16 protein-coding genes and 2 tRNA genes are annotated in these 20,148 nt (G+C 44.9%); 10 read left to right on the top strand and 8 right to left on the bottom strand.

All coding sequences use genetic code 11. The features are described from left to right. Positions 1-213: 213 nt before the first annotated feature. The gene (locus tag U6B65_12775) at positions 214-5,916 is read right to left on the bottom strand and encodes a family 43 glycosylhydrolase (protein ID WRS27189.1); all 5,703 of its coding nucleotides are present in this window, start codon (positions 5,914-5,916) and stop codon (positions 214-216) included. A gap of 1,125 nt (positions 5,917-7,041) precedes the next feature. On the opposite strand from U6B65_12775, the gene U6B65_12770 reads away from it, so the two are divergent. The 3 genes from U6B65_12770 to U6B65_12760 are packed head-to-tail and all read left to right on the top strand — an operon-like array spanning position 7,042 to position 8,148. Next, on the top strand, positions 7,042-7,377 hold the full coding sequence (locus U6B65_12770; GenBank protein WRS27188.1) for a phage minor head protein: 336 nt from the start codon (positions 7,042-7,044) through the stop codon (positions 7,375-7,377). A 1-nt stretch (position 7,378) separates the two neighbouring features. After that, positions 7,379-7,585: a hypothetical protein gene (locus U6B65_12765; protein ID WRS27187.1), complete on the top strand. Its 207-nt coding sequence runs from the start codon at positions 7,379-7,381 to the stop codon at positions 7,583-7,585. Next, the gene (locus U6B65_12760) at positions 7,555-8,148 is read left to right on the top strand and encodes a hypothetical protein (GenBank protein WRS27186.1); all 594 of its coding nucleotides are present in this window, start codon (positions 7,555-7,557) and stop codon (positions 8,146-8,148) included. Before U6B65_12765 ends, U6B65_12760 begins: the two co-directional genes overlap by 31 nt. A gap of 52 nt (positions 8,149-8,200) precedes the next feature. Here U6B65_12760 and U6B65_12755 read toward each other — a convergent pair whose 3' ends face one another. After that, positions 8,201-9,100, bottom strand: coding sequence for a hypothetical protein (locus U6B65_12755; protein ID WRS27185.1), 900 nt, complete (start codon positions 9,098-9,100; stop codon positions 8,201-8,203). A gap of 507 nt (positions 9,101-9,607) precedes the next feature. Here U6B65_12755 and U6B65_12750 point away from each other — a divergent pair. From U6B65_12750 to U6B65_12740, 3 genes are read left to right on the top strand one after another with little or no spacing between them, the layout of a single operon-like run. Further along, positions 9,608-10,195, top strand: coding sequence for a TetR/AcrR family transcriptional regulator (locus tag U6B65_12750; GenBank protein ID WRS27184.1), 588 nt, complete (start codon positions 9,608-9,610; stop codon positions 10,193-10,195). Continuing rightward, positions 10,195-10,698 (top strand): flavodoxin family protein, encoded by a 504-nt coding sequence (locus tag U6B65_12745; protein ID WRS27183.1) that lies wholly within the window; start codon positions 10,195-10,197, stop codon positions 10,696-10,698. Before U6B65_12750 ends, U6B65_12745 begins: the two co-directional genes overlap by 1 nt. Continuing rightward, a complete protein-coding gene (locus U6B65_12740) occupies positions 10,695-11,333 on the top strand; it encodes a hypothetical protein (GenBank protein WRS27182.1) in 639 nt (212 codons plus the stop codon). The genes U6B65_12745 and U6B65_12740 overlap by 4 nt, the downstream gene beginning before the upstream one ends. Here the strand turns inward: U6B65_12740 and U6B65_12735 are convergent. After that, entirely contained in the window at positions 11,319-12,275 is a 957-nt protein-coding gene (locus U6B65_12735) for an alpha/beta hydrolase (GenBank protein ID WRS27181.1), read from the bottom strand. The genes U6B65_12740 and U6B65_12735 overlap by 15 nt on opposite strands. 490 nt (positions 12,276-12,765) lie before the next feature. Between U6B65_12735 and U6B65_12730 the strand changes: the two genes are divergently transcribed. The 4 genes from U6B65_12730 (at position 12,766) to U6B65_12715 (ending at position 16,203) form a co-directional block, all read left to right on the top strand. Continuing rightward, positions 12,766-13,191, top strand: coding sequence for a tyrosine-type recombinase/integrase (locus tag U6B65_12730; GenBank protein ID WRS27180.1), 426 nt, complete (start codon positions 12,766-12,768; stop codon positions 13,189-13,191). A 346-nt stretch (positions 13,192-13,537) separates the two neighbouring features. Then, entirely contained in the window at positions 13,538-14,101 is a 564-nt protein-coding gene (locus U6B65_12725; GenBank protein ID WRS27179.1) for a site-specific integrase, read from the top strand. Positions 14,102-14,110: 9 nt separating this feature from the next. Next, complete coding sequence (locus U6B65_12720; GenBank protein WRS27178.1) at positions 14,111-14,470, top strand: tyrosine-type recombinase/integrase; 360 nt, start codon at positions 14,111-14,113, stop codon at positions 14,468-14,470. A 179-nt stretch (positions 14,471-14,649) separates the two neighbouring features. After that, the gene (locus tag U6B65_12715; GenBank protein WRS27177.1) at positions 14,650-16,203 is read left to right on the top strand and encodes an ABC-F family ATP-binding cassette domain-containing protein; all 1,554 of its coding nucleotides are present in this window, start codon (positions 14,650-14,652) and stop codon (positions 16,201-16,203) included. 64 nt (positions 16,204-16,267) lie between these two features. Here U6B65_12715 and U6B65_12710 read toward each other — a convergent pair whose 3' ends face one another. The 5 genes from U6B65_12710 to U6B65_12690 all read right to left on the bottom strand — a co-directional run bounded on the left by U6B65_12710 (position 16,268) and on the right by U6B65_12690 (position 20,126). Further along, positions 16,268-16,621, bottom strand: a complete 354-nt coding sequence (locus U6B65_12710; protein ID WRS27176.1) for a nuclear transport factor 2 family protein — start codon at positions 16,619-16,621, stop codon at positions 16,268-16,270. Positions 16,622-16,875: 254 nt separating this feature from the next. Beyond that, positions 16,876-19,191 (bottom strand): M56 family metallopeptidase, encoded by a 2,316-nt coding sequence (locus tag U6B65_12705; GenBank protein WRS27175.1) that lies wholly within the window; start codon positions 19,189-19,191, stop codon positions 16,876-16,878. Then, positions 19,188-19,565 carry a BlaI/MecI/CopY family transcriptional regulator gene (locus tag U6B65_12700; protein WRS27174.1) on the bottom strand — a complete coding sequence of 126 codons (378 nt, stop codon included), beginning with the start codon at positions 19,563-19,565 and terminating at the stop codon, positions 19,188-19,190. The genes U6B65_12705 and U6B65_12700 overlap by 4 nt, the downstream gene beginning before the upstream one ends. A 260-nt stretch (positions 19,566-19,825) precedes the next feature. Then, positions 19,826-19,916 (bottom strand) — tRNA-Ser (locus U6B65_12695). A 121-nt stretch (positions 19,917-20,037) separates the two neighbouring features. Beyond that, positions 20,038-20,126: transfer RNA gene (locus U6B65_12690), tRNA-Ser, on the bottom strand. Between the last annotated feature and the right edge of the window lie 22 nt (positions 20,127-20,148).

The following is a 20,148-nucleotide window of genomic DNA, read 5'->3' as shown; positions in this document are numbered from 1 at the left end:
GGTTTTTTCTTTGGCAGAGCAAGATATCCACACTTTTATACACTCTAATACCATCAAAAGCCATACTGCGCATTGTAGAAATGCACGGTATGGCTTCTTTGCTGTGTGCTTACACACATTTCAATATGACGGGGCTTCTGTTTGGTTCTCCTTTAAAATACAAGTGAATCTATTTCGAAAAGGAGCACTCTTTCCAACAGATAGCCTTTTGAATTACGCAGTTACACGAATCGTGAACTGTGCAATGACTCCATTGTTGGCTTCTGCCTGAATGATAGCAAATCCGGTACTGCCTGTGGAAGTCACCACCCCATTCTCATCTACATCGGCCACATCCGGGGTGAGGGAGGTCCAAGTAATATCCTGAACAGTGGCATTTGTCGGATTCACAACAGCCGTCAGCTTCACAGTCTTGTTGCGTTTTACAGTCAAACTGCCAGTGATGCGGATGGATTCAACCTCAATCACTTGACCGGGATCGGTTTCTTTTAGCGCATCCTTGGCCGCTTGCAGGGCAGCAACGGCTGCATTCACATCGGCTTGGGTTGCGCCTTCCTTCTCCAGCACAGCATTGGCATCATCCAAAGCGGCTTTGAAGACCTTCCATGTTTCTGCCGTGTAGTCGGATTCTTCTAAAGAAGATGCATCGCTGATCAGCGCTTCCAAGGCACTCTTATCCACTGGGGCTCCGGGTTCCTCGGCAAGGCTGTCCATGGCGGATTGCAGAGCGGCAATCGCTGCATCCACATCGGCCTGGGTTGCGTCTTTCTTCTCCATCACAACATTGGCATCATCCAGAGCGGCCTTGAAGACCTTCCATGTTTCTGCCGTGTAATTGGATTCTTTCAAAGAAGATGCATCACGGACCAGTGCTTCTAAGGCACTCTTGTCTGCTGGAGTTCCAGGCTCCAAAGCAAGACCATCGATTGCGGTCTGTAGCTTGGAGACTGCGGCATCCACTGCATTCTGTGTTGCAGTATTATCTGCAAGCACCTGTGCGGCAGAGGTCATAGCAGCCTGGAAAGCAGCCCAGCTGTCGGCGGTATAGCCGATGTTTTGCTTGCCTGCATTTGCATCATACAGAGCTTTAAGCGCAGTTTTGTCCACAACAGGAGGCTCTACTTTAGAGGCCACCCCTAGTACAATATTCTTTACATATACTGTGGGCGTGCCGGGATACAGATAGAAATACACATTGGAGTTGTAGGAGCCAAGGGTTATGGTGGTGGTAATGGTGTTAAACTGATTGGCTGTTAGTGTAAAGGCGGGCCCTGCGTTGGCATTTGTATTGCTGTCATACAAGAAGCCCATATTTGCGAAGGCTGCGTCTGATCTCACTTCCATAGACAGTTCGATCTCCGTGCCGGCAGGATATTCCGAAACCAAATCGGTGATATCATACTTGAAGCCGCTGGAGGTCCACAATCCGGTGGTGGTATAGTTCATAGCCTGCCGGGCAATATCGTAGCTGGGCGAGCGCCTGTCATCGTAATTGTTGACCCGGTTAATATATCGGTCCACAACTTCACTATACGCTGTCTGGTTATCCATGGGGTGACTCAGGATAACACTAAATTGTTTCAAAGCATCGGCGGCAGCTGTAAGTGCTTCTTTGGCATCATCAATTTTAGTCTGTGTAGCAATGGTGCTTGCCAACACATCAGCTGCGGTATCCAGCGCTTGTTTAAATGCTTTCCAGCTGTTGGGGGTATAGGAGTTCTCTTCTTTGCCCTGATTTTCATTGTAGGCAGTCTGCAATGCAGATTTATCGATTAACTGGGCAGTACCCCAACCGGTGCCATCGGCATAGGATTGACCAGTTAAATCAAACCACATGACAACGTCTTGGCGGGAGCCGCTGGCGCTGGCGTCGTTAATCTGCAAATCGAAACCGATTTCACTGCCTGCACCGGGAGAAGCATGCTTGAAGGGAATCTTTGTGAGTACTACAAATCCCTTATCCACTGTCCAGGTCCACGATTCAAAGCCTGTGCTGTCTGTGGAGCTTCCGAAGCTCTTCTTGTTGGTGTAGCTTACCCGGTATTGACCCATACCGTCACCATAAGAAGCGGTTTTAGCGTTGTGTTCATCCACAAAGATCTCCACCGAATCATGCTGATAATCGTTGCTGTTGGCATTGTTCAGCACGGGGTCGGTTACTGTGGTCATTACATAGAGGTTTTCGTCATCCCACATGGCTTTTCCAATACCGCTGGATGGGCCGCTGGCCATAGTCAAATGCTTGTCGACATAAAGCCCTTCAACAGTATCCCACAGGGGATCGACCACACCTTCGCCCAGTTGGGGTGTGCCATAAGGAATAATTCCGTACCGATCCAGCACTTTGCCCTTCATGGCGCTTTCCAGTGCAGAAATAGCGGCAAGAATGGCCTGAGAATCGCTGGAGTTTTCGTCGGAAAGTGCCTGTGCCGTTGTGATGGCGCTGGTAAGAGCAGCCTTATCCTTGTTGGACCAATCGGTCGTATCGGCAGCTACTGCTTTGGCCAGCAGAACTCTCAGATTATACAAATTGCTGTAAGCAAGGCCGTTATAACCGGCAGACAGCGCATTGTAGGCCTCGTTGAGCTGTGCATCGGTAGGATTCTCCATAGCGGCTACAGCAATGGCGTTTTGCAGCGCAGCGGCAAATGTGGCCCAGCTCTCAGAGGAATAGTTTGTTTCTTCAACCAGCTGTGCCAGACTAATCATACTTTGCAGCTTTAAGAGAGGGTTGGCGGCTTCTTGAGAGAACTGCCAATAATCCATCTTAAAGAGCTCATCACTGCCTGTGCCCTTAAATACCAAATACAGGTTATGAACATCGGATGCGCCGTAAACTGCGGTGGTCAGGTCGGCATATGCCCCGTTTGTGTTGGGTACCTTCAGCGTTCCCACCAGCTTGCCAGTGGGGCTATCAAGCCGCAGCTCAATGGTTCCGGCATCCGAGATGCTGGAAACACTGGCGGTGAATGTTTCGGCACCGTCACCGAAATCAACGCCGCCTACCTGAACATAGTCGCCGCTGTTAATCCTAGCTAGTACCAGCCCGGTCTGCCAGTCGGCTACAGTCCAGTCTTCTACAACGGTGTTGTTCGGATTGGCAGGGTTGCGGGGTTCTGTAATCAGGCCAAGGAGTGGGTAGGCCTGTTTGATTGTCTCCGCCTCAACCTTTTCATAAGGATTAACATATTCCAGAATCTGAATCCCGCCATCGTTGGTCATCGGAATAAGGGGGATAGTGCCATCGCTGTTGTATTTAAACTTTTCTACACATGTGGCACGCAGGAAGTTCGCGCTTTGGTTCGGCAGCCCATCCTTGTGGTAGAAGTAATAGGATTCTCCCTTGAAATCCACAACTCCGGGATGAATGGTGGAACAGGTAGTTCCAGTCCGCCCCATGATGATGCCCCTATAAGTCCATGGTCCGGTGGGGCTGTCACTGGTGGAATAGCTGATTGTTTCTGGGAAAGAAGATGCATAAAGCAGATAGTAAAGACCGTTGCGCTTATAAATCCATGGGCCTTCGGTGAAGTCCACAAATTGAGCCGGATCTTTAATGTCATACCAGCCGATCTCGCTGGTTAGTGAAGTCATATCCTCGCTGAGGGTGGCCCAATAGCAGGCGCCGTTGCCCCAAACCAGATAAGCTTGCCCATCATCGTCAATAAAGACTGTGGGGTCTAAATTATCCCAGCTATGAGTGGCATAGTTGGTATCAGCGTTTGTTACAAGAGGGGCTCCGATTGCATCAACAAAAGGGCCGGTGGGGCTATCGGAAACTGCCACGCCCACTGCAATGCCGCCCGGGCCTCCAACCGAAACAAAGTAATAGAATTTTTCTGTTTTGGGATTATAAATGACCTGAGATGCGTTGGCATCCTGCGTCTGGTTCGCCCAGCTGAACGCTGTTACATCCAGCACGCTGCCATGGTCGGTCCAGTTTACCATATCCTTAGAAGAATAACACTTCCAGTCGGTCATCCGGTAGGTGTTTGCCTGCACGGCCCGATCCAGATCCTGCCCGGTATAGAGATATACCGTGTCATTATAAACCAAGGGAGCCGGATCAGCTGTATAGGTGGTTTGAACAATCGGGTTAAAAGCGGAGTATGTCTTTGGTTCCACAGCGCCGGTGTTGACATCGCTCAGGCGGAAGAAATCAAAATCTGCATAACCGCCTTCTTCGGTCTTGGCGAAATTATAAAGACCGAAGCGGTAACCCATAAAGTGGTTGCCTGTGCTGTAGGCCATGTTCAGGTCATCGCCCAGCTTGGTCCAGGATCTGTTATCATAACTGTAATAAAAACGGGCAGGCTGTGGGGTATACAGGCTGGCCAGCGGGAACTCGCCCTCAGCCTTGAGGTATATTTTATCTCCCTCCAGCTCGATGCGGGCACTTTCCACACCCCTATTGGTGGCATGTCCGCTTGACCAGCTGTTGGAAAGAGTGGTAACAAGGTATTTTTGGCCGTCTTCCATTTTAACGCCTATAGAACCATACTTGGCGGTAAAAAGTGTTAGGCCCGCCTCGTCCCCATCCTTCATGTTGGAAACATCAAGCAATGTTGTGGCACCACTTTGTGGCCCAAAGGTGCGTTGGGTCAAGGTGTTCCGGGCATTGAGCAGGTTGCGGTCTGAAGCTGTTTTGTTCAGCATCGCTTTCAAACGCATCCAGCCAGGCCGTTCTGTCATAGACCAGTAACGATTGTCAGGATTATGATTCCACTGCCAAGCCATATTCAGGTTTGAGCCGTTGTCATCGTATTCCCCTTCGACATAGTCGACCCGAGTCGGTTTTGGCGAATCGTAATACTGGGGTCTGGGATCAGTATTATTAAACTCATCGGAGGCAACCACACTCTTCATTTCCTTGCCCTGCACCGGCTTTTCGCCGACTCTCTGCAAGTTGGTGTGGGAACCTTTACCGTTTGCATCCTGGCCAAAATAAGGCCAGCCATCTTCCCAAGTAATGGGCATCAGCCAAGGGGCACGGCCCACAGGCCCGCTGTCCCGGAATACAAAGCCCCACCATTTGCCATTTTCATCGTCTACAATGCCGCCTTGAGCCGGGCCTTCGCCAGAGATTCTCTCTTGGCAAACCACCTTGCACTCAAAGTCGGTTCCTGTGAAGTTGGCTGGAGGCACTGAAGTTCGCAAAGCAACTTCATTGCGGCTATTGCCGTTTGTGATGATAAATATGTAATACTGCCCGTTAACCTTTTGTATATGTGCACCTTCCCGAAGGCCGGCATTCTGCACATTGCCAGTTACCGGGTCACGGATCAAATCATTGAGCTGAGAAGCGGTAACAAACTGCCGCTGGGTTGCCCCCGCTGCAAGGCCGGTCACATCCGCGTTAAGCTCTATAATATAGAGGCCGTTGTTGCCCCAGACAAGCCAGTTCCGGCCATCGTCATCCATAAGCAGGCCGCAGTCGTGAAACTGCTGGTTAATCTCATATCTTTTCCACGGCTCATTTTCTGGGTCCGTGGTTTGGAAAATATAAGTTTTTCTAGATGTTTGAGAAGGCACTACAAGATAAAACGTGCCATTTTTATACCTCAGGCTGCTGGCCCATGTACCATTGGAATACATGTGGCTTGTCCCTTGTAATTTGTTGTTAGCGGTATCTTCCATTGCGAGATAACAGTAGCTTACTGTTTCCCAGTTGACCAAGTCATAAGATTTCATAATCGGAACACCGGGAGCCATGTGCATAGTGGTGCTGGACATATAGTAAGCATCGCCAACACGAATAATATCCAGATCGGGCACATCTGCATCGATAAAGGCGTTTCTGTATGTGCCATCTCCATTGTCCGATCCGCCGACCACTGCGGCGGCGCTCACTGTAACCGCAAGCATTTGAGTGGTAATAGCCAGCGCCAACAAAAATGATAACAACCTCTTTTTCATGATACGGCTCCTCTCAATTTTTTGTACATCCTACTGCGTATAGAGCTGATATACGCAACTCCTTCCTTCATTTCTATTTGGCTGAAATGCTCTTGACTGTACAGCAGTAGATGTAACAGCCCAATCACAATAGCCAGCAGATCGTGACCCGTTGACATTTCAAAAAAGGAACAACAAAGCAGATATCATAACTCAATAATATGTTTTTGCTGGTTTACCATACAATCAATCTTATTTGGTAAAATATTCCATATATATTATGAATAAAAATTGAATATTTTTCTACGCAATTTTTTTAGAACTTTTGATACTTTTTTTTGATTATAATTATAATCTTTATTCATAAAAATGGATTTTTTTATATTGAATATATAAGGTCTCGGCAAAAAACAATTTTTTTGTTAATAAATTTACAGAATTCGACAGTTTATGATACTGTATACAAATTCTTAAAAGGCTTTTCCCATCAGGATTAACCTAGAAATGCATCTTGGCCTAAAAAAAGTATCAGTTCTAAAGAGGATCCCACCCCCGGACCTTGAAGGTATCGGCTCTATCCGGCAGCACTCAGACGGGCGGTGGAGATCCGTTATACTGCTGGTCGTGTCCCCAGAACCGGCAAGCAAAAAGGGATTCTGCAAACGGCACGGAGCTGTATATTCGAAATGTCAGCAAGGCATAAAAAAATAGCCGTCACCCTTTTCACATAAGGGCGGCGGCTTGTTGCTGTTTATTTCTCTGTGAGGAACCTACCAAGGGGTGAAAACCTGTTCTAAGGCAAAGAGGAAAGCGCCTGAACGTTATGTTTAAGCCGTTTTTTGCCTGGAGAGGAAAAGCAGCAATGCTTTAATACGCCTTAGCGGGAACATAAAAAAATTGATTAAAGGTTATTTAAACGCTTTCAGGCGAATAAAAAACCTATAATTCTCAACTTTGCTTAATAGCACCATTATGCGAACTATGATACAGGATTCCTCCTCACGACACAAAAAATCTTGCTTATCGCACTCAGGCATTTACGCATTTTAAAAGAGCTTTGCACTATAAAGCCTAGTTTTTGTGTTTTAGAACATTTGTAAAGGGCTATTTCATCCTTTACAATCATGTAGGAAAGGATATAATCTTATGTATAGTAAGAAAACCACAGGGTATGTAATCAGCACGCACAACGATGGTGTTTATCTCTATAAAAAGGCTTCCGATTATTGGTCACACCGGGTTGTCAAGGCCGGTCAAGTACTAAATGCAAATGAAGAAATGGCGAGTCTCATTCATAAAAACACGGACATTGCATCTATTGCACGTAAAGGCTTTATTTATTATCAGGTGATCAGCAATCAAGGCGCCTGTGAGAAATGCGAAGGACATGAAGGCGCCATCTACCCGGTTAGGGATGCGCAGGCAAGCGGAAACCTTCCGCCGTTCCATCCCAACTGCAAATGTGCAATACAGGGATTTTAGATTGAAATCCGGTACATGGACATCCGAGCAGATAGTATATGAAATGGGCCGGTTTGATGTGTCAGGAACCACTGCTCATGAGGGCTTATGGAAAAGGCGAATGAATGAAGCTTTGCTGTTTATTACAGGAGAATACTATAACTATGATCTCTCAGAATTGGAGGAGATGGGATACACATGGCCAAAAAAAGATGGCACACTGGAATAATATTGCTGTTGCTTGTTTCCCTTGTATACATTATTTTCAGCCTAGTAAATCCCAACCCTGAGGTTGAAATGTCCTTCCCCAATGACCAGCAGACAAACATAGTAACCCCAAATGAACCCCAAACCCAATCAGAATTACCCTCTCTCACCGAGGGGCAATTGGTGGATATTGCCATAGATTATTACTATGGGGACTGGTTAGTTGGAGAAATGGTTGGAGATGGCTATGTTTACGATGCGATTGACCCCAAAGGCGCAGCCATCGGTGGTATTCTGTCTCTGACCAAAGAGCAGGCTGTTTTTCACGGGCCTAAGAATACAATGGTTTTGGACAACCCGGAATATAGATTTGTGCTGCAAAATCCACCGGAATTTGCAAGCGTTGAGCGTGCATCGTATAGCAGCTTTGATTTTCAGAATGCATATGTTATTCAAATATTTATTTTAGATGGCGATAAAATGTGGCGCCCTGAAGGACTTGGCCCAATTTGGATAAAGGATATCGATACCATGATTGTTCGTCACCATGTATTTCATATAATGAGAAGAGTGAAAACGGAATAGCTTATTTGTTCGGCATGGCCGTAATATAAACTGTCATGCTGTTTTTTAGTTTTTAATTAATATCTGCGCTGGTTTCATATTGTACCAACAACAAGCCAATTGTGGAATCGGGAGCATACTCAGCAAGTATTTTTACCTCTGAGATGTCCAGCAATAAGAATTTGACTTCGGTGACTACTGTTTTCATCGTCTCTTCGTCCAGTTGCTTTCTCACGGATTGAATGAAATCCGTTCGTTCTTCATCATATAAAGGCTCGAGCGTTTTAATTTGTTCCTTTGCCAAATTATCATTATACAAATCCCGGACTCCATTCAAGGCTTCCTCTTCGATTGTGACCAACTGGCCATCTATATACCGATGCTTATAGTACCAATGGTCGGAAGCCGAAGCTCGCGCCATTGAAGAAACGATTTTCTTTTCTCCATCAAAGCTTGGCAATCCCAATCCAGCCAGGCCATAAATATCCCCCACAAAATTTGCTGCACCCGGATCCCACATAAGGTAAATGTGATATTTCTTCCAATTCCCCCCAAACCCAGTCTCAATGTCAATGTCCGGGTAACCGTCAAAATCCATATCGATAGTTCCAACTACAAACCGGTCTTTGTGTATCCAATTGGATTCATCAAGCTCCATTTGATATGCAATGGCTCCAGTGGAGGTGTTGATAACGGAAAGCTGGGTAAAAATGTCTTGTTCACCCCGCAATTGCAGCGTAAACACAGGCATGCCTTCACGAATAGATATGGGGTGCTCCCATAAATTGGGCTCCGGCTGGGACGAGCTCTGAAAATCCGTATTGGGTTCCGCAGGTATGGAAATTGATTGAGGATAATCCGATTCCATTGTATTTGCAGGTGGATTTTCCGCCCCTGAGCAAGCCGCTGACAGCAAAGATAAAGTTATTGTAACAATAATAAAAAGTAAATGTGTCCACACTTTATTTTTCATATGCTTCCTCAACAAGGATGATTTTAGGTGATAAAATCATTATACATAAGTGCAAGATAAGGAGCAAGCCACCACAGGCTCTTTTAATCCTCCTAGTAAAATCGGGGTTTGAACGCTTCCCTATTTAAAAGAGTATTCTATAAAGTCCCGTAAGGGGTCAGAGCCTAATTTCGCGCAAAGAAAAACCGCCTAAACGTAATGTTTAAGCGGTTTTAATCTGGCGGAGAAGGACAGCAATACTTTAATACACTTTGGCGGGAACATCAAGAAAGATTGCTTGTGGGGCTGTCCAATTGCTGTTAGGCAAAAGGGCAGTCTAATTCTTTGCTTTGTTCGGCAGCGTGATTTTAAACATAACTGGCAATTCATATTTGTCGCTGGAATACCGAGTGTGCCCATTATATAAAGTTTACTTCTTGCAATCTGAATTAACCTGCTTTTCTTAGCTTGACACTGTAAAGATTGTTTGCTATAATCTTTACAGTGTCAAGTTTTATGTGGGGGTATATGAAAATGGACAATAGGCCTTACCATCATGGCGACCTGCGGAATAATCTTATCGAAGCTGGGATTGACTTGATTAACCGTGAGGGTATAGCAGGTTTTTCCTTACGCAAAGTTGCTGCAAAATGCAATGTCAGCCATGCAGCGCCCTATAGCCATTTCAAGGATATTGATGAATTGATTTGTGCAATGGGCGAACATGTAACCAAACAATTCATGGAAAAGTTAAATGCGTCGATGGTTGGACAGGAACACAGCCCCCAATCCATCTCGCTCCTTGGCCGGGCATACATCTCTTTTTTCATCGAGCATCCGCAATATTTTCAGTTCTTATTCTATAACTCCGGAACAACCATTGATCTGAACAACGATAATGCTGACAACTGTCCGCCCTTTGTTTTATTTCGGACGACCGCCTATCAAATGTTTCAGAGCATCGGCTTGCCGGAGGATGAGTATTTAAAGACACTAATAACATTATGGTCAATGGTACATGGCATTTCCTCGCTGCTTACCAATAAAAACATACATTATTCCGGGGACTGGAGCGATATTTTTGAGAACAACATTTTATTCAGGAGGGAAGCATAATGAAGATTATTCTACATGATTTGAATCAGCAAGAATTCACGGCATGGCAGCTAAATAAGGATGCGGATACGATCATTATCTCTGACAACGGCACAATACGTCATTGCATTGGGTGCTTTGGATGCTGGATTAAGACACCGGGGGTGTGCGTATTAAAGGATGGTTACAGCAATATGGGAGAACTGCTTTCCCAGTGCGATGAATTAATCATCATCAGCCAATGCGTATATGGCAGCTACAGCCCTTTCATACGCAACGTTTGGGATCGAAGCATCCCCTATCTTCTGCCCTATTTTATAACCAAAAACGCTGAAACCCATCATAAGAGCCGCTATCAGAACACTTTCTTACTATCTGTGCATTTCTACGGCGATAATATCACCCAAGAGGAACGGGAAACAGCGACAGCCTTGGTAGAGGCAAATGGCGTGAATTTTTACAGCACGGGAAACACGGCGTATTTCTATGACAGCCTGCATGCTGTTCAGGAGGTTTTAAAATGAAAATTGCGATGATCAACGGAAGCCCAAAACCCGGGAAGAGTAACTCCGGTCTGATGCTCCAGTCATTCCAATCCCTGATAAATCCTGAGCATCAGGTATTACATTACAACATCAGCAAAGTCCCGCTTACCAAAGAGCAATATATGGAGCTCTGTCACATGGACACGTTGATTTTTGGATTTCCTTTATACATTGACGCCGTGCCTTCACATTTATTGAGAATGCTGATTTCTCTTGAGCAACACATGAAGGCAGAACGAAAAAAGGACATTCATGTTTATGTTATTGTAAATAACGGGTTTTATGAGGGGGCGCAAAATCATATTGCAATCAAGATCATCCAAAACTGGTGTATAAGGTGCGGGCTTCATTTCGGACAGGGAATCGGGCAAGGTGCTGGGGAAATGATTGAATTTATAGATAAAGTACCTATGGGGCATGGCCCGCTTAAAAACCTTGGCAGAGCGTTAATCGTCCTTGCGGATAATCTCAATTCCAGCAGCAGCGGCGAAACTCTGCTATTCAGCCCTAATTTCCCGCGTTTTGGCTGGCGGTTCGCTGGAACACACTTTTTCTGGAACGCAGCCGCTAAACAAAATGGGCTCAAACCAACCGAGCTCTTAAAAAGGCTTTAGACGGTTATAATCCCTTTTAGTAAAGTCGGACAACGCTTTGTTTATTTCTTTTGAATGCCCTGCCATTAAATGTCCACCAGTTTCAAATGATATAAAAGTGCAATCAGGAAAGCGAGGGACTGCCTTTTCCATATTATCATAGCTTGACATTTTATCATCCTTTGCATGAAGTATTAACGTAGGCGCCTGCAAATCCTCAATCGGGTATTGATCATAGTTTTTTGCCATATCGGGGTTTGTGATAGAAGCATCCATTTCCACTCCAATACTCCGCCTGTGAATGGGCAGCATGCTGTAGATTGTGCTTGGCTCCATCCCCATAATCGGTTCAAAGAACGGGCTAATTAAGAACATGCCATAATTATTACACAGAAAGGCCGGCGGTCCTTGATACTCAAGGTATGTATCGGGCTTTTGGGTAAGAGGCGATGCAGAGCAGTACAAAATCAACCCTTCTGTCCGTTCAGGATAATCTAATGCAAATCTAATGGCCACAGTCCCACCGGCAGAAGTCGCCAGTAAATACACTTTATCAATCTCAAGTTTATCCAGCAGCTCCACATAAGCAATGGCTTGTTCCGCTGGAGTACCCTTGCCTAAGACATCGCTTTCCAGATAGCCAAAACGGGAGGGTGCAATAATTCTATACGTTGAAGCCTTGTCTTTGCAAGTGACAAATGCTTGGTCATATCCCCCAAAAATGCCATGAACCGATAGTATGACATCACTTTTTCCAGTATCATCAAAGGCGAAACTATCAATATAGGTCATATTCCCGTAGCTTAGTGAAGCTGTTTGAGCACCATAAGTTTCAAGCCGATGCTCTGCGTGCTTAACCGCAAAACCGCACCGCACTCCCTGCACAATTAAGTACAGCAGCAATAAGCAGACTAATATCGGCACTATCATTTTTAACCTTCTAATCGTCTTAATTTTGTTCAATTCTTAATCTCCAAACTGCCAGTTATATAAATAATTAGCCCTTGCCTCTTATGTATGTCATAAACACAATGCGTAATTGAGGTAGTTGGACAGCGGGTGAAAAACAAGGCATAATGATTCCAGCTCAAAATCAGGAGGAATCATATGAATCAGCTCACAGACCATATCCGCAATTATCTCAATTTTTGTCAGTTTCAAAAAAATTAAATAAAAAGACCATTAAGGCCTACCGCATTGATTTAGATCAGTTTAAAAGCTACTGCGCAGACGAACAGGAGCCTTTCACAAAATCTTGTATTAGTAACTACATACAAAATTTAAGCCCAAAACGGTAAAACGGAAAATTGCTTGTATTCGGGCATTTATAAATTATCTAGATTTTGATGAACAAATTGAATCAAATCCTATAAGTAAAATCCACTTAGATTTCCGTGAACCGATTGCCTTACCGAGGTCTCTTCCCTTAAATACAATTAAAAGGCTTCTCAAAGTGGCCTATCAAGCTTTAGAGAAGCCCCAAACCCAATATCAACACAATACAAACCTACGCGACATTGCTGTGTTGGAACTGCTGTTTGCAACGGGTCTGCGTGTGTCAGAGTTGTGTTCAATCACGCCTCAAAGCATAGATCTTAAAAATGGCTTTGTTAAGGTTCAAGGCAAAGGCGCAAAAGAACGAATCGTTTTTATCAGCAATATCGATGCATTATCTGCTTTACGAACCTATAAGAATACTTACTGCAAGATCATTTCAGACACAGATTGGTTTTTTATCAATCGTTTGGGAAATCGGTTAAATGAGCAATCGGTGCGAATTATGATCGATGTTTATGCAAACAGGGCAAAAATCCCTGAGCACATTACCCCTCATATGATTAGACATTCATTTGCAACTCTAATGCAGAAGAGGATGTAGATATTCGCTACATACAAAGTATTCTGGGACATAGTTCTATTACAACGACTCAAATATATGCCCATGTTTCACTAAGCAAACAACGAAGCATTATGAAAATAAACATCCAAGAAATCGAATTACAATATAGCCAAAAGCTCCTGCTGATGCGGGAGCTTTGCTTTTTTAGCTTGTTTATGAACAGAGGATAATTTGTAATTATCCTCTGTTTAAATAGTATCATAATTTTACATAATTTGCTATCATTTCGAAGCTACAAATGCGAACGGTAAATTGGTTTTACCAAAAGTTCAATTCACTGTATGTCGGTAATGAACGCAGCCTATACTCCACATCGGGTGATAATATGCAGTCTGATAAAACTTGCCCAATACTAGAGCAGTATCTAGATTATCTCGTTATAATCAAAGGCCAAAGCCAAAATACAATCCTTGAATACAGAATGGACTTGCTTCAGTTTTTCCGATATGTTGCAGTGCAAAGAGGCATTACTGAAACACATTTTCAGTTTGCAGATGCAGATTTTATTCGTTCCATACAATTAACAGATATGTACGGCTTCATTTCATATCATCTGGAAACGCTTCATAATTCTCCGGGTACACGATGCAGAAAGATCGTGTCAATTCGGCAGTTTTGGAAGCATCTCAAAGCTAAGGCTCATATCATTGATAACAACATTGCCGAAGGATTGGAGACACCAACGCTACCAAAGCGTATTGTTCGCTGTATGACCTTAAAGGAATCGGTGCGGCTTCTAATTCAAGCAGGCTCCAGTTCTGTACGCGATAATTGCATCCTCACAATATTTCTAAACTGTGCTCTGCGCCTATCTGAATTGGCGGCACTTAACGTCGAGCAGATTGAAAATGATGTTTTAACTGTCATTGGAAAAGGCAACAAAGAGTGAAAAATTTATATGACGCCATCAGTAAAGCAAGCCTTGTCAAAGTGGCTTCCTGTACGCAACTCCATGAATATAGATACCAATGCACTATTTATTTCCCGGAATCACCAGAGGCTTTCTACTCGTTCTATTCAAAATGTTGTTAAAAAGCATATTCTTGCTTCTGGCATTAATCCAGAAGGTCTATCCACCCACAAGCTCCGACACACGTCTGCAACTCTTATGTATAAATATGGTCATGTAGATATTCGATCATTACAACAAATTCTTGGCCATGAAAGTATTGCTACAACAGAAATATATACGCATGTCGACGACAATCAACTTCAAGCTGCCGTTAACTCCAATCCCTTAGCCATGATGTTCAGCTGAGCATCATGGCTATTAAACATAATACAAAGCTCGGCAGACTGGAATTATTATATTGCGAAAAAAGGGGCGGTGGGGACAGAAAATTTTGCAGACTGCCCCATGCGCGGTTGCATTTTGTGCAAAATCCCGTTAAGATAATGAAATCATGCAATCTGTGAGAGGAAATTGAGGGAACAAACATGAGTATATTGACAGTCAGTCATGTCAGTCACGGCTTCGGGGCCAGACAGATTTTAAAAGACGCGTCCTTCCGCTTGCTCAAAGGCGAGCATATCGGCCTTGTGGGCGCAAACGGCGAGGGAAAGACCACCTTTTTAGACATCATCACCGGCAAGCGGATGCCAGATGAGGGAACAGTGGAGTGGTGTAACCACATCACAACAGGGTATCTGGATCAGTTCAGCGCACTGGAGAAAGGAAAAACCATCCGCGATATTCTACGCTCCGCCTTTGCGCCCCTGTACAAGCTGGAGCAGGAGCTGCTGGCAAATTATGACCGGATGGGCGAGTGCGAGGGTGATGCGCTGGAGAAGCTGATGGAGGATGTGGGCGAAATTCAGGAGATTCTGGAGCAGTCCGGTTTCTACGTGATAGATTCCCGCATTGAGGAGTATGCCAACGGTCTGGGGCTGGGGGACATCGGACTGGAACGGGATGTCAGCGAGTTGTCCGGCGGTCAGCGGGCAAAGGTGCTTTTGACGAAGCTTCTGCTGGAAAACCCAATGATCCTGATTCTGGACGAGCCGACTAACTTTCTGGATGAGAACCACATCGCGTGGCTAAAACGGTTCCTGCAGAACTACGAGAACGCCTTCATTCTGGTATCCCACGATACTCCGTTCCTCAACGATGTGGTCAACGTGATCTATCATGTGGAGAACGCTGTGCTGACCCGCTACTCCGGCGACTATGAGCAGTTTCGGGCACTCTATGACATCAAACGCCATCAGCTGGGACAGGCGTATGTGAAGCAGCAGAAGGAGATTGCCCAGCTGGAGGACTTTGTGGCCCGCAATAAGGCCCGTGCTGCCACCGCCACGCTGGCGCGGAGCCGTCAGAAGCGGCTGGACAAGATGGATGTCATTGAACTGGCAATGGACAAGCCCAAGCCTGTCTTCTCTTTCACACCTGCCCGTACCCCTAGCCGCGAGGTCATCATAGCCAAGCAATTGGTGCTGGGTTACAGCGAGCCGCTGACTCGTCCCGTGGATGTGACGGTGGAGCGCAACCAAAAAATCGCCATCCGCGGTGTCAACGGTCTGGGAAAATCTACGCTGCTGAAAACTCTGCTGGGCCTGATTCCGCCGGTGTCCGGTACGGTGGAGTTGGGTCAGTTTGCCGAGGTGGGATACTTCGAGCAGGAGGAGCGGGGCAACGACAACACGGCGCTGGTGGAGATCTGGCAGGAATTCCCCAAAATGAGCAACGGTGAGGTGCGGGGCGCGCTGGCGCGCTGCGGCCTAACCACCGAGCATATTACCACACAGATGCGGGTGCTCTCTGGTGGCGAGAACGCGAAGGTTCGGCTGTGCAAGCTGATGCTGCGCCCCATGAATCTGCTAGTGCTGGACGAACCCACCAACCATCTGGATGTGGACGCGAAGGACGCTCTGCGGGACGCCATCCGTGATTACAAGGGTACCATGCTGCTGGTGAGCCACGAACCGGAGTTTTACAGCGATCTGGTCACACAGGTGTGGAACGTGGAGGAGTGGACAACGAAGCTGATTTGATTTCGAATAAACATAACTGGCAATTCATATTTGTCGCTGGAATACCGAGTGTGCTCAAAACATGTTATTCGATCGGCAATCCATGTTGCTTAAGAAAAGAAAGCTTATCCCAATAGCCACGCTGGAAAACAATTTTATCATTCACAACCTGAAAAAAGCCACAACCTCTTAGCCCAAGGGGATCGCGCCATTCCATGATCACCCACTGCCCATCCTCAAACGTATTTTCAACGATACAAACCATCTTGGCTTGAGCAAATTCATCCTCAAAGAACTTTTTAATATTTTCACGACCGCATATTGGTTCATTTGCAACCTGATGATTGACGGCGTCTTTTGCATAAAGCAATGATAATGCTTCGGCATCAGCTTGATTGAAAGAGTCAACAAACAACTGCAAGACTTCTTTTGGCCTCATTTTACTACCTCCGGTTATATAAATAATCAGCCCTTGCCTCTTATGTATGTCATAAACATAATGGACAATTCGGAACAAGTATTAGATAACTAGTGCTACTCTGTTACATTACGGGTAAAATTCCGCAGATTGTTTTTAATTATACGAAGTTCCTCCATTCCAGTTTTTTAAGGGTTAGTGAATCGAAATGGAATAGGAGTGGAGCCACAGTGGGGCCGGACTTTAGACCACTTGGTCCGAAGTAATACGTGTGCTTATATTTGTACAGTGTAACAAGTCACAGCCTTAGAATTATACTGTACGCTCAAATTCCAATCGGCGGGAAATTCAAGCAGAACAGTAGCCTTTTTCAAGTTTCTCATACTGACGATATTTACAGTCTTATCTTTAATTTCATAAGCGTAACCGGTAGACAGGTTATTATAGTATAAATACTGCCTGTCATTTCCCTTGATGATAAAAAAATCTGTACCCGTACAAGACGTGCGGATAGCCTCTTGTACCTTGGTGGGTATCTCATCTTTTTCTAAACGGTTAATTTTATTCCCAAACTCAAACTCAAATTCGGCGCCTATTTTATTCATTTCCTCCCCAAACTGAAAAGTGTCGTCAAAATCACTTGAAAATTCTGCTGCTTCCTCTTTGCTTATCTTTCCTACTCTGATGATTTTGCCGCCTTTGTCACGGATCAAACGTATGTCTATTTTCCCATCATCGTCCATAAAGGCATTTTCAAAAGAACCGTCCGCTCTCTTATCTATAAATATCCGAATCCGCACATTGTTATAGTAGAAGATGCCGTCCGATTCTTTAATGCCCCACTGTGCGTATTCTAATAAGTGAGCCAGAGAATCGTTGTAAGTGAAGGTTCTGTTCGAGTCCCGTTTTGCGTAATTATCGTTATCATCTGTTTTTTTCTTTACGGCGCCCTCGTTTGCCGATGCTGGATGCTCGGCAAAGTTAACGCCAGTATACCCTGTAAGTTTGATGCCGATTTGATTTACTTTTGTGCCGTTTTCATATTGAAAGCCAGAATCTGTTTTCGTGAAATAGCTTGGATATACGGGCAGCTCATATTTTAGAAAGTCTTTGTCTGTTGCTGTTAAGGATATGGCACTATTTGCGTACTTGTTCGCAGACGTAAAATTCAAACCTGCATTTAGGGCGGTGACGCTTATTATATCCATCGAGTTTTCGGGCAAGTCGTAACTCAAGTTACCATTGTTCACATTGATATCCATAACACGCTTTATATTTGGCAGATATAGTTTAACATCGTCCGTTGTGCCCATCATTGCTACTTTGCCTGAGACACGAACAAGCCATTTGTCTGCCTTTCGTGTGATACTTACATCATAGTATTTATCATCGTAGCTTACTTCGATTTTATTATTGGAAGCAGGCAATATATCCACTCCGCCATTATTGATATCACAGGAAATCTCGATTTTCTCTGCGCTTTTCGGTATTTCTCCACCGCTTAAGCGTCCGGTATTTTCGAGGAGTTTTTTTACGCTGCCATTAGCGTCTCCTTTCGCGGTATACGCGCCCGCAAATGCCGAACCGCACAGCAAAAACGCTGCGAGAAAGACAGATGCGCAAACAGCGATTTTTGATTTTTTCTTAAATGTCATTATGGAATCCAGCCTTTCTTGCAAGAGCTTTTTGCTCTCTGTAAGGGTCATGGATGCGATTGCGTTTTTATAACTACCGCCTATTCCTATAGCATTCAGTAGGGTATCACCATAAGCACGGCGGCCGTCTTTGTCAAGCGAGCGCACTACCGCTTCATCACAAGATAATTCACAAGCGCAGTTAATTTCTCGGCTCATCAGATATACAAATGGGTTAAACCAGTGCAGACAGATTGTTAACTGTACAAGCCATTTATAAAATAGATCACGCCGCTTAAAATGCGTGAGCTCATGCAGCACCGTATACTCAAAGTCAGATTTAGAAAGTTCCGCTGTTGGCAACATAATACAAGGACGGAAAAAGCCAATCAAAAGCGGAGAAGAAATCAAGCTGTTAGTGTAAATGTTCACTGGCGCTTTAACCCCCGACTGGGCAACGAGTTTGCCGAATTGCTCCCACTTTTCCATATCCGTAAGTTCAGTTTGCCCCGCCCGTAAATAATTTACGAAACTCTGATAGACCGTAATCTTACGCATCAAGAGCGCCACCGCCACTATGATCCAGATTAGCCAGAGTTTTTGTGGTACTATTTGCAAGACGTTTCCACTTGGTCTTGCCGTTGGCACGGATTGTGTTTCGTTCGCCACATCGGAGGAGATCGTAATATCTCCCGACGGTGTTTTTTGCTGTAAGTCCTCACTTGGCACAAATACGGTTGGTGCAGGGGCGGAATCTATCTTTTGAAAAAAATTCCCGACAAGGCTGGTATCCGGCGTGAGAGGGAGTAAGAGCCGTACTATTACAATCAGCCAGATATAATACTGCCACGATTTACTTAGTTTTTTGCGAAAGAGCGGCTTGCATAAAAGCAGAATCAAAATGAGCAGCGTTCCAGAAAAGGAGAGCGACAAAAAGACTTTCAAGAATTCATTCATTCCATGTCACCGGCTTTCCATTGTGCTTTTAAGTCTTCGTAATCGTCAAGCGAAATCATCTCTTTTTGAATTAAGGTAGCGATCATTTCTTTGGCACTACCCTCGTAAATCTTATCAAGAAACGTTTTGGTCTGCTCCGCTTGGTATTCCGCTTCAGAAACAAGCGCGGTATATTTGTTTTTGCGGCCTATTTTGTTTGACTTGAGAAAACCTTTATCAATAAGGCGTAAAAGCAGAGAGATAATTGTGTTCTTTGTGGTAGACATATTCTTTTCTTCGAGTGCTTTTACAATATCGGTATATAGGGTTGGTCCCTCGTTCATCCATATGATTTTCATAAGTTCTAATTCAAAATCTGATACTTGCAATGCCATAGCAAACCCTCCCGTTTTAGAGTGCGCCATGCGCTCTATAAATAAGATAGCATTATGCACTCCAATTGTCAACAGGTTATTTTCACGCTAAACAGCAATCAATGTAGCTGTGGCCACAGTTGCAGGTTTTCAGGTCAATGTCACTATACATAAGAAACGAGGAACAACCTTCGCGGTTATCCCTCGTCTTTTTACCCTATAAATAGCACAAATCCGAACCCCTCGCCAATTGGCGTTAAAGAGTTCGGATTACAATGCTTTGGCGGAGAAGGAGAGACTCGAACTCTCGCGGCAGTTGCCCACCCTACGCCCTTAGCAGGGGCGCCTCGTCACCAACTTGAGTACTTCTCCAAATTTGTGGCTAAACCTTGTGCTATTCAGTTTTGTGCAAAATATGGCTGCAATCCAAGCTATCTATTCAAAAGAAGGTCTGCCGGAAAAATCTCTCCCTACACCCGCCATAAAACTCAGTTGGCGGAGAGGGTGGGATTCGAACCCACGGTCCCTTACGAGATCATTGGTTTTCAAGACCAACTCCTTAAACCGCTCGGACACCCCTCCATTTGTCACGAAACTGATTATA

It is taken from the genome of Oscillospiraceae bacterium MB08-C2-2 (assembly GCA_035621215.1).
Taxonomy (GTDB): domain Bacteria; phylum Bacillota; class Clostridia; order Oscillospirales; family Ruminococcaceae; genus WRAV01.
The sequence above is the reverse complement of the archived record's forward strand: the minus strand, read 5'-3'. Positions and strand labels throughout refer to the sequence as shown.